Source organism: Saccharospirillum sp. (assembly GCF_040881935.1).
In the GTDB taxonomy this organism is placed as follows: domain Bacteria; phylum Pseudomonadota; class Gammaproteobacteria; order Pseudomonadales; family Natronospirillaceae; genus Saccharospirillum.
In genome coordinates, this window is record NZ_JBBECH010000091.1 from 1 (window position 1) to 9,991 (window position 9,991).

10 protein-coding genes are annotated in these 9,991 nt (G+C 55.4%); 3 read left to right on the forward strand and 7 right to left on the reverse strand.

From position 1 onward, the window contains the following. Positions 1-256: 256 nt before the first annotated feature. Positions 257-823, forward strand: coding sequence for an elongation factor P-like protein YeiP (yeiP, locus tag WEB54_RS16795; protein WP_368056501.1), 567 nt, complete (start codon positions 257-259; stop codon positions 821-823). Between the two features lie 54 nt (positions 824-877). On the opposite strand, the gene WEB54_RS16800 is transcribed toward yeiP, so the two are convergent. From WEB54_RS16800 to WEB54_RS16825, 6 genes are all read right to left on the reverse strand, one after another. Continuing rightward, positions 878-1,909 (reverse strand): AI-2E family transporter, encoded by a 1,032-nt coding sequence (locus WEB54_RS16800; protein WP_368056503.1) that lies wholly within the window; start codon positions 1,907-1,909, stop codon positions 878-880. A gap of 195 nt (positions 1,910-2,104) precedes the next feature. Beyond that, on the reverse strand, positions 2,105-2,578 hold the full coding sequence (locus tag WEB54_RS16805; RefSeq protein WP_368056504.1) for a DUF6691 family protein: 474 nt from the start codon (positions 2,576-2,578) through the stop codon (positions 2,105-2,107). A gap of 2 nt (positions 2,579-2,580) precedes the next feature. Continuing rightward, positions 2,581-3,021 (reverse strand): YeeE/YedE family protein, encoded by a 441-nt coding sequence (locus WEB54_RS16810; protein ID WP_368056506.1) that lies wholly within the window; start codon positions 3,019-3,021, stop codon positions 2,581-2,583. A 95-nt stretch (positions 3,022-3,116) separates the two neighbouring features. Beyond that, positions 3,117-3,998 carry an MBL fold metallo-hydrolase gene (locus tag WEB54_RS16815; RefSeq protein ID WP_368056508.1) on the reverse strand — a complete coding sequence of 294 codons (882 nt, stop codon included), beginning with the start codon at positions 3,996-3,998 and terminating at the stop codon, positions 3,117-3,119. A gap of 200 nt (positions 3,999-4,198) precedes the next feature. Next, positions 4,199-5,905: a SulP family inorganic anion transporter gene (locus WEB54_RS16820; protein ID WP_368056768.1), complete on the reverse strand. Its 1,707-nt coding sequence runs from the start codon at positions 5,903-5,905 to the stop codon at positions 4,199-4,201. Between the two features lie 15 nt (positions 5,906-5,920). Next, positions 5,921-6,517, reverse strand: a complete 597-nt coding sequence (locus tag WEB54_RS16825) for a hypothetical protein (protein WP_368056769.1) — start codon at positions 6,515-6,517, stop codon at positions 5,921-5,923. Positions 6,518-6,854: 337 nt separating this feature from the next. Here WEB54_RS16825 and WEB54_RS16830 point away from each other — a divergent pair, with 337 nt between their 5' ends. Both WEB54_RS16830 and WEB54_RS16835 read left to right on the forward strand, forming a co-directional pair. Further along, the gene (locus WEB54_RS16830) at positions 6,855-7,877 is read left to right on the forward strand and encodes a DUF3080 family protein (RefSeq protein WP_368056515.1); all 1,023 of its coding nucleotides are present in this window, start codon (positions 6,855-6,857) and stop codon (positions 7,875-7,877) included. An 84-nt stretch (positions 7,878-7,961) separates the two neighbouring features. After that, positions 7,962-8,402: an acyl-CoA thioesterase gene (locus tag WEB54_RS16835; RefSeq protein ID WP_368056517.1), complete on the forward strand. Its 441-nt coding sequence runs from the start codon at positions 7,962-7,964 to the stop codon at positions 8,400-8,402. A 10-nt stretch (positions 8,403-8,412) separates the two neighbouring features. On the opposite strand, the gene WEB54_RS16840 is transcribed toward WEB54_RS16835, so the two are convergent. Then, on the reverse strand, positions 8,413-9,768 hold the full coding sequence (locus tag WEB54_RS16840; protein WP_368056770.1) for a ribonuclease J: 1,356 nt from the start codon (positions 9,766-9,768) through the stop codon (positions 8,413-8,415). Positions 9,769-9,991 lie beyond the last annotated feature (223 nt).

A 9,991-nucleotide genomic window follows, 5' to 3' on the forward strand; every position in this document is an offset into this window, starting at 1 on the left:
CCGGGTATGCTTACTGGTGGCCGTTAGACCGCATGGATGCGGTCTCCGAGCCCCCATGGACGGGTTCACGGCGTGCCTCCAGTAAGCATACCCGGTGGCCCGAATGGCGCTGTATAACAGGCCAACTCCCAGCCCAATTCGCCCGCGAACTTCTAACTCAGTACTTCTGCCACAGAATGAATCACTGTCGCCAAAGCAAACCAGAATGCTAGAATTGCCGCGTTTTAGGCTTTTCCATTTTCCTGTTGAGACCATCATGCCGAAAGCTCCCGAGATCAAACCCGGCCACGTTATTGAATTGGACGGTAACCAGTACAAAATCAGCAAAGTTGATGTGCACAGCCCCAGCGCCCGGGGTGCCGCGACGCTGTATAAGATGACCATGAATGAACTGGTCACTAAGCGTAAGCGGGAAGAAGCCTTTAAAGGGGATGATTTTCTGACCCTGGCGGATGCGGCTACCTGCTCGATGCAGTATTTGTTTTCCGAAGGTGACATGCATACTTTTATGGATGTCGACGATTACGCTCAGCACATGCTGTCGACTGACGACCTGGGTGATCAGTTGGCCTGGTTGCACGATGGCATGGAAGGGTTGACGGGTCTGGTAGTTAACGACGTGCTGGTGGCCATTGAATTGCCGCAGTCACTGGTTAAGCAGATTGTTGAAACGGCGCCCGGCATTAAGGGTGCCTCTGCTTCGGCACGTACCAAGCCAGCGCTTCTTGAAGGTGGTATTACGGTTCAGGTGCCGGAATATATTGAGCAGGGCGAGCGCATCAAGGTGAATACCGAGTCTAAAAAGTTTATGTCCCGGGCCTGATGTGCTTTTGGCCGCCAGCCTTTGTTCGCGGCTGGCGGCGGCTGGTAGTAGCCATTACTGGCTCAACAGAATGGCCAGCCAGCGGCTTTTCGGATAAACCTCCAGGCCGATTTTGACCACCACGGTTAAAGGTACTGCCAGTAAGGTACCCACCGGCCCCAGCACCCATCCCCAGAATATCAGCGAGAGAAACACCACCAAGGTCGACAGGTCGAGTGACCGGCCCATCATGCGTGGCTCCAGTACATTTCCGATAATGGCGTTGATGGCGGTAAAGCCGATCAGGCTGATCGCGAAGCCGCTCAGGCCCTGTTGCACTGTGGCCAGAAAAATAGCCGGAACGGCAGCGATCAGCGAGCCTATGTTGGGTATGAAGTTCATCACAAACGCCAGGGTGCCCCAGAGAATGGGGTAGTCAACCTCTAACAAGCTGAGAAATCCCCAGACCAGCAGACCAGTGATGACGCTGATAAAAGATTTGATCACCAGGTAGCGTTGTACCGACTTGGTAAAGCGTCGGGCGTAATCGGCGGTGCGGTCGTCTCCGAGCGCACGGTTCAGTTTGGCGTGGGCGCCCTGGGCTTCGTCGAGCATGAATATCAGAATAAAAACGGTCAGTACCAAAGCCAGTAGAATGCCGCCGAGGCCCGAGAACAGGGCGCTGACGACACCCAGCAGATTGTCCGGATCGGGCATAATGCTTTGCAGGCTGGTGCGCAGATCGGCGGATAACCAGGGGAGTCGCTCGCGCAACAGTTGAATCCATCCATCAACTTTCAGTTCGTATTCCGGCATGCGCGTGAAAAATTCTTCGGTTGAAGAAATGACCAGGCTGCTGACGCCGTACAGTACGATAAACACCAGCAAGACCACGGCGCCAATGGCTAATGGGGTTGGCACCCGGTAGTTAGTCAGCCAGCGTACGGCGGGCGATGTGAGTACCGCAAGAAACAGCGCAAGCAGAAACGGCACCAGAATCGGCTGGGCGATGCGCATTCCGGCGATGATGACGATCACGGCGGCAACGGTTATAAGCGCACGAGTGAGGGGGGCATCAAACGGGTTGGGTGAGGCTCTTCGGGTCATAGAGGGTTGGTCTGCCTGTCTCGGTCATCGGTCAGTGTAGCTGAACCGGCTTTTCGCGGTTCAAACACAGTGCGGCCAGCTTCTCGCTTTATCAGCGCCGATTCAAGCGACATTGGTCACTTGCAGGTATTTGGAGTTGAAATATGAGGGTTGATGCAAAAAAACCCGGCAAAGCCGGGTTTGGAGGTATCGCTTTTAGCCGACGCAGGCCTCGTTCGTCTTATGCTTCTGCTGCTTGTAGTCTTCGTATTTGGCCAGGCCAAACTTGGCGCCCAGAGTGCCTATGACGTAGGCGATGAAAATGGTCAGAATGCTGCCATCAACAAAGCTCAGCGAGGTAATCATCGGCCCCGGGCAGTAGCCAGCCAGGCCCCAGCCAGTGCCAAACAGAATGCCGCCGATCACGATGCGCCGATCCACCTGGCTCTTGCCGGGAATGCGGAACAGCTCCGCCAGAACCGGCTTGCCACGTTTGAGAATCAGCGGTGTTGCGATGGCATTGACCACCAGGCCGCCGCCCATTACAAAAGCCAGGGACGGATCCCAGGTGCCGAAGATATCCAGGAAATTAACCACCTTGGCCGGGTCGATCATTTGTGCGACGGACAAACCGAAGCCGAACAGAATACCGGCAAACAGGGCGGCAGCCAGGCTTTTAGTGTTGGTCATGATCAGGCTCCTGTAACCAGATGGCGAACAATGTAGACAGTGACAAAGGCAGTGGCCATAAAGGTCACGGTCGCGACCAGAGAGCGTGGGCTGCGTCGGGCCAGACCGCAGATGCCATGACCGCTGGTGCAGCCGGTGCCGATCGTGGTGCCGATGCCGACCAGCAAGCCTGCGGCAATCAACCAGGGAGTGCCGACGACAGACTGAATATGGTCAACGCCTGCCCCGGCACCAAGCCACTGGTAAATGAAGCCCCCGATGACCAGTCCCGAAATGAACAGGATACGCCAGGTTACGTCGCCTTTTTCCGGATAGACAATGCCGCCAAAGATGCCGGAGATACCGGCGACCCGACCTTTTACCAGCAGCAGGAAGGCAGCTGACAGGCCGATCAACGCACCGCCAAGGGTCGCTGACAGGGGTGTGAAATTAATGATTTCCATCGTAACCTCTAATGAGTTTTCGCAAATATTGCTATGGTTAAGTTAGGGCTCGGGCGGTCAATACAAGTGTTGATGACCGCCCGGGAACCACCTTGTCAGGCAACCCGGGTCAGTTTCAGGTTGAGCGGTATTTTCAGATACCGCTGGTTGTTGCTCTCGGTTTTGGGCAACTTGCCCGCATCAATGTTCACCAGAATGCTCTGGTAGATCAGTTTCGGTGCGGCCAGGCCAGAGTCCCGTTGTTCGCGGAAGGCAACAAACTCCTCTTCAGTGGTATCGCCCCTAAGCTGGATATTCTTTGCTTTTTCCTCGCCAATGGTACTTTCCCAGGCAACATCCCGACCACCGGGCTGATAATCGTGACCAACGAAGACGCGAGTCTCATCGGGCAGGCTGTACAAGTGCTCTGTGACACAGCGGTACAGGCTGCGAGCATCGCCCGCCGGGAAATCACAGCGCCCGGTGCCATAGTCGGGCATGAACAGTGCATCGCCGGTGAACACCGCATCGCCAATCAGGAATGACAGGCAGGCGGGTGTGTGTCCGGGTGTTGGCAGAGCATTGATGCGCAGGGACCCAGCTTCCAGCGTTTCAAAGTCTTTGATCAGGGTGTCAAACTGGTTGCCATCGGTGATAAAGCTGTTTTCCAGGTTGTAAACCGTCTTGAAAACGGTCTGAACACCGGTGATCCGCTCACTGATTGCAACCTTTATGTCGGGGTACTCATCGCGGAACAGCTGACTGGAACTCAGGTGATCGGCATGAGCGTGCGTTTCCAGAACAGAGTGCAGTTTCAGATTGTTTTCAGAAACATAATCGACTACCTGCTGGAATGACTGGTCAGAAATGATGCTGCCAATCGGGTTGTAGTCCAGTACCGGGTCAATGACGACCGCATCGCGGCTGACTTCGTCATAGACAACATAGGTCAGGGTAGAGGTAGCCGGGTCATAAAAAGTTTTGATGGTGTGTTTCATGTAATTCTCCAAGTCGATGCTAGCCGCATTCCGGACTCTGTAATTTCGGTATTGCTATCAGTATTGCCAGTACCGTGCCAACTATTACGGCTCGTTATACGGGCGTTTCAAGCTATATTAGAAAATACTGTTTGGAATGGTTGCAACGTGCGTTTCACTATGTTGCAGCGGGCCATCCTGGGCCCGCTATCCGGGCAGTGTTAGCCGTTGGCGTAGGCACGTGCAGCCTGGACTGCTTCATCAGTGGTCAGGAAAAAGTGATCTTCACCGAGTGACTGAACAAACCCACTGCGTTTCATCACCTCCATGACCGGACCCTTAACATGAGAGAAGAACAAGTCCACATTTCGGATACGATAGTCGCGCAGCAACTCATGCAGTGCGGTGTCGGCTGAAGAATCCAGCTGATTGACGGCACTGGCATCAAGTACCAGGGCTTTCAGCGGGCTAACCATGCGCGCTTCCTCACGTTTGACCGTGTCTTTTAGGAAACTGACGTTGCCGTAGTAGAATTGGGCGTCAAAGCGCAATGCCAACACGTTGGGCGTCGTCTCGGCTAGCTCGTGCCGCTTCACGTTACGGTACTGGTCGGTTTCTGGAAGCTTGCCCAATACTGCATAGTGCGGCCGGGTCGTTTTAATGACGAACCAGACCATGCTCAAACCGACCGACAGGAAGATGCCGTATTTAACGCCCAGAGCCAGCGTGGCAACGAAAGTGAAAATCAGCAGCCCAAGGTCATCGCGCTTAACCTTCCACAGGTGCTTGACCTCGTGCACATCAATCAGACCAAACACGGCAACCATAATCACTGAAGCCAAAATGGCATTAGGGATGTAATAGAATAATGGGGTCAGAAAGACCAGGGCAACACCAATCAGAACAGCGGTAATGACAGCTGCCAGGCCGGTATTGGCGCCTGCGTTACGATTGACCGCGGTGCGACCAAAGCCACCAGCAACCGGCATGGCTTTGAACATTGACCCGACAATATTGGCGAGACCCAGCCCAACCAGTTCTTTGTTGGCGTCAATTTCATAACGCTTTTCAGACGCAATTTTCTTGGCAACGGCAATGCTTTCTATAAAGCCCACGATCGAGATAGTCAGGGCGATTGGCAGCAGGCTGACGATACTGGTCCAACTCAATGTCGGGATTGAAAACTCCGGAAAGCCTGCCGGAACCTGGCCGACGATACTGACGCCTGCCGTTTCATCGAGATTGAACCCCCATACGACCAGGGTTGCGATAGCTACCGCGATCATCGCGCCTGGCAACAGTGAGCTGATGCGCTTGAGGCCCAGCAGCAGTACGATGCCGCCAACTCCGATGGCTAGGGCAATCGGGTCCATCGCATTCACCTGGGTTAGGGTTAACCACAGGGTTTCAGCGATGTTTTCGGTGCGTGGCAGCGGCAGGCCGACGAGGTGCTTGAGCTGACTGAAACCAATGATCAGCGCCGCGGCGCTGGTAAAGCCCGAAATAACCGGATGCGACATGAAGTTGGTGACGAAGCCAAGCCGGAAAGCGCCCATCAGGAACTGAATCACCCCCACCATCAACGCCAGCAGAATGGCCATGGCGATGTATTGCTCCGAGCCAATGGGTGCCAGAGCCCCTACGCCGCTGGATACCAGCAAAGCCACCATGGCGACGGGGCCGACCGCGAGCTGGCGTGAGGTGCCGAACAGGGCGTACACCAGCAGTGGCATCACCGAGGCGTACAAACCGATGTAGGGTGGCAGTCCGGCCAACATGGCATAGGACATCGCCTGAGGAATTAGCATCATGGTGACGGTGATGCCGGCGATCAGGTCGCCTCGCAGGTCGCCACGCTGATAGTTGCGAATCCATTCTAAAGCCGGGATCCATTGGCTTACCCGGCGGTTAAAAGCAGCTTGTGTCATAGTGGGGGTCTCCAGCTACAGTCGAATGTGGTCGACCGGAAGCTCCGGTGCAAGTTTGTTGAGCGTAGTTTCAGCTGCGCTGTTGTGAGACTTGATCAGATTTGACCATGCAGATTTGTCGAGCCCGGGCAGTCCAGCGTCATCAATGGCGTTGAGAAAACGTTCCGCCAGGGCTTGCTTTAGCGGGCGGTGGCAGAAAAACCGGTCCTGATCCATCGGCTTAGCCAGCAGCAGGGCCGACTCTCTATCCAGGTTCTTGCTGAATTGCTCTTCCAGCAGCAGCACGCTCTCTTCCTGGTGACGGCCAGCGAGGACGTCAAACATTAAATTGTTGGTGCCAGCGAAGTAAAGGCGGAAAAAGGCCTTGATGGTTCGAGTAACCAACGTAGGTGGTACCTGGTAGTCCAGCTCGTTTTGCATGATCAGCTTGATATGACCACAACCCTGAAATTCTGAGGTTGTTGCCAGCTCGCAAAAAGACCGTTGTTGGCTTTCGCTCAGGTTTCGCAGTCGGGTATCGCTTTCCAGTCCCATTCGCGCGAAGATCCGGTCGAGGGTGTGTTGATCGCTGTGGAGATAGACAGGGCCTAGCTCTTTAGCAAATAAACGCATGTATTGATCCACTGGTTCCTGTTGCAGGCAGCCGTCAGTGCGTTGCAGGGCAGCCAGTATATGTATGAACAAACCAAAGCTGCCGCCAGCGACGCTGTATCGAATACCCCTAGTTCGGCCGTCAATGCAGGTGCAGGGAACTGTCTTTAGAATTTCTTCCGTTGGCATCCAGACCAGTCTATGTGCCATAACAGGAACCTCTCGTGATATAGGGTGAGGACTCTGAATCGAGTTGCCGATTATTCGTACGTTTAGCTTTCCCTTATCAAGTGTCGTGCCACATATTAACTTATTGATTTACATCAATTTTTTTGGGGTAGCATTATTGATCTGTTTTATGATGTTGCAACGTTCATTTCGTTTTGCGACGTTAACGATGGCGCTGGCCCTGGTTGGATGCGCTCAACATGGGGGTGACCTGCTCGCCGATTACGTCAAGCGGGTCAGCCGGGTGCTGGACGCGGATATACCGGCTGTGTCACCCGTTGACCTGCCGGCCTATCCGCCAACCCGAGCGCTGCGCCAGTCTCCCCCGGAGGTACAGATCGACGTGCTCGATGCCTGGTCGCTGCGTGGTTGCGAGGTGTTCACCCTGATGGGTGAACGCAACAGCATTCTGGGGCGCGTGGCTGACCCACTCATTCGTCTGGATTACGAGCGGCGGTTGTTGACCCTGTTGCCGGAGTGTCTGAAGAGGGAAACTGATCTCGATGACGAACTGATTACCGAGCTGGAAGGCATTTTGGAGCTGAAACGCGAGGTGTTTCCCCAGCACCTGTTCAACGCCACCTTGGCCAACCCCGACTATCAGAGCTACTGGACCGGCGGCAGCGAGGGCTTCGCTGCGGAAGATGAAATCGACTTCGAGGGCTACCGGGCTGCCCAGCAAGCTCTGGCCGGCTATACAAAGCAGCCCCTGCCCGTTACCCAGTCGCAGTGGCTGGGCAGCATGGAGCGAATTGCGGGGTACTCAATGGGCGGCCGCAGTCTGACGGCTATGCGCTCGGCCATCCAGGCACTCGAACAAAGTGAACAGATGCTGCAAGCCGCTGCCGCAGACACCCGACTGTGCCCAATGGGGCCACCGCTGCAGGAACTCGGCTTTGCCCGCAACGTAATGGGTAATGTTTTTGCCCGGGAAGTACAGCCCTGGCTGGTTAGCGTTGATCAGCGGTTTCTGGCGGGTTACGACGCCCTTACTTCGATGACCGAAACGATTAACGTGGAAAACCCGGCCATTGAGGCCTTTGAAGAAGAGTTGGCGCAGTATCATGACCGTTTCCGGGCACAGATTCGACAGCAGGTAGAAGCCTGGCAAGCGCTGTTTAACGCCTGTGGCGAACAGGCAACCGATTCATAACTGACTGCCTGCAACCGTCTTCTGTTATTTCGGCAAGTCGGGCACACTGCGATCTGATTAAAACGACTCATACAGGACAGACCCATGACCATGACCCTGGAAGACTTCGAAAATACCTTCCCCGTTCGAATTGAACTGCCCGTGCAGTGGGGCGAGATGGACGCCTTTAATCACGTCAACAACGTGACGTACTTTCGCTACTTTGAGAGCGCCCGCATCGCTTATTTTGAAGCCTGCAGCCTGTACGGGCGCAAGGAAGCCTCAGGCATTGGCCCGATTCTGGCCTCGACGGAATGCAAATACCGGCGACCCGTCAACTACCCGGACAAGCTCCTGGTAGGCGCCCGAATCGGTGAGTTACAGCGGTTCGGCTTTGTTCAGCACTACGGCATTTTCAGCCAAACCCAGCAGGCACTGACCACCGAAGGCCATGGCCGCATCGTGTTGCTCGACTACAACACCAACACCAAGGTAGAGCCGGATGCCGAGTTGCTGGCAAGCATCGCCGAGCTAGAAGGGCGCTAACAGACAGAATTCACTTCACCGGAATCAACGCATCCCTATCCCAACCGAGCCTCCCGGTTGCAACCGCTTTACGCCGAATCCCAACGACCGGTTTTATATAAAACAGGTCTCCGTTTTGTCCGGTTAACTGACGGGTGACTCCAGCACTACGTGCCAGTTTGGCGTTGGCCGCCATATGGGCGGGTTCGCCATGCACCGGAATCGCCAGCTCTGGCTTGACCCACTGATACATTTGCGTCAGTTCGTCGGCTGCCGGGTGGCCGGAGGCATGGATCGGCAAACCAGCTTCCTCAGCCGTTATGACGATGATGTCACGCGCTTTCAACGCTCGGATCAGGGCATCGACCAGGACTTCATTGCCTGGAATGATGCGTGCGCTGAACACGACAGTGTCGCCAGCTTCCAGCGTTAGATCCGGGTGGGTGTCTTTCGCCAACCGTGACAGCGCGGCCCGGGGTTCGCCCTGGCTGCCGGTGGCAATGGCCATAAAATGTTCGCGCGGGAAAAAACCGAGATCGAAGGGGTCGATAAAGCGATGCTGACTGTCCCAGTAACCGGTCGCTTTGGCGGCTGACACCATGTTTTTCAGTGAGCGACCGAGCAGCGCGACGCGGCGGCCGGTTTGATCGGCGGCCTGCATCAGGGTGGCCAGACGGGCGACGTTGCTGGCAAAGCAGCTAACAACGACTCGACCGCGAGCGTTTTCGATGATCTTGCGTAAGCCCGGTATCAGTTCCGATTCCGATACGGAATGGCCAGCCACCAGGGCATTGGTGGAATCACAAACCATGGCCGAGGGCGATTCATCTGCCAGTGTCTGAAAGGTCTTGGGTGCGATGGGTGGGCCAATGACCGGGGCTGGATCTAGTTTCCAGTCGGCGGTGTGAAAAACGCTGCCGACGGGCGTGCGGATCATCAGTGCCTGGGGTTCCGGTATCGAATGAGTAATGTTAAGCCATTCGACATTGAAGGGGCCAATCTGACGCCGGTCGCCGGGCTTGACTACATCGATCGAAATCTGTCCGGCCAGGTTGAACTCAATCAGTTTTCGTCGCAGCACTTCGGCGGTAAAGGCGGTGGTATAGACCCGGCCTTTGAAGCGCCGCCACAGATACGGCAGGGCACCGAGGTGGTCTTCATGGGCATGGGTAATAACAATGCCAGCCAGATGATCGGTGCGCTCGGCGATAAAAGCGGGGACGGGCATTTGCACATGGGGCTGATGGGCCTTATCGGGGTCGGCGAAGGTAACGCCGCAGTCGACCATTAACCATTGGTCGTCGTGGCCATACAGATTAAGGTTCATACCGATTTCGCCGCAGCCACCCAGCGGCAGAAACCAGAGATCAGTGTGATCGGGGGACATGCATTCTGCAGTTATCAAAAATGTAACGGTAGTTTACCGAATACCGGAAGCGACTGTTGGGAAAGGAGGCTCAGGAACGAAAATTCTTCGCAAAAGAGTTTCATGGCTCACTATTTGGAGTTCGGGCTGGCTAAATGGCTTTGGTCCGCACCGGCTACCTGGGATGCTCCTGTGGGGTCGGCGTAAATCCATCCATGGAGCCTAGGCCGCAGCATCCCTGCTG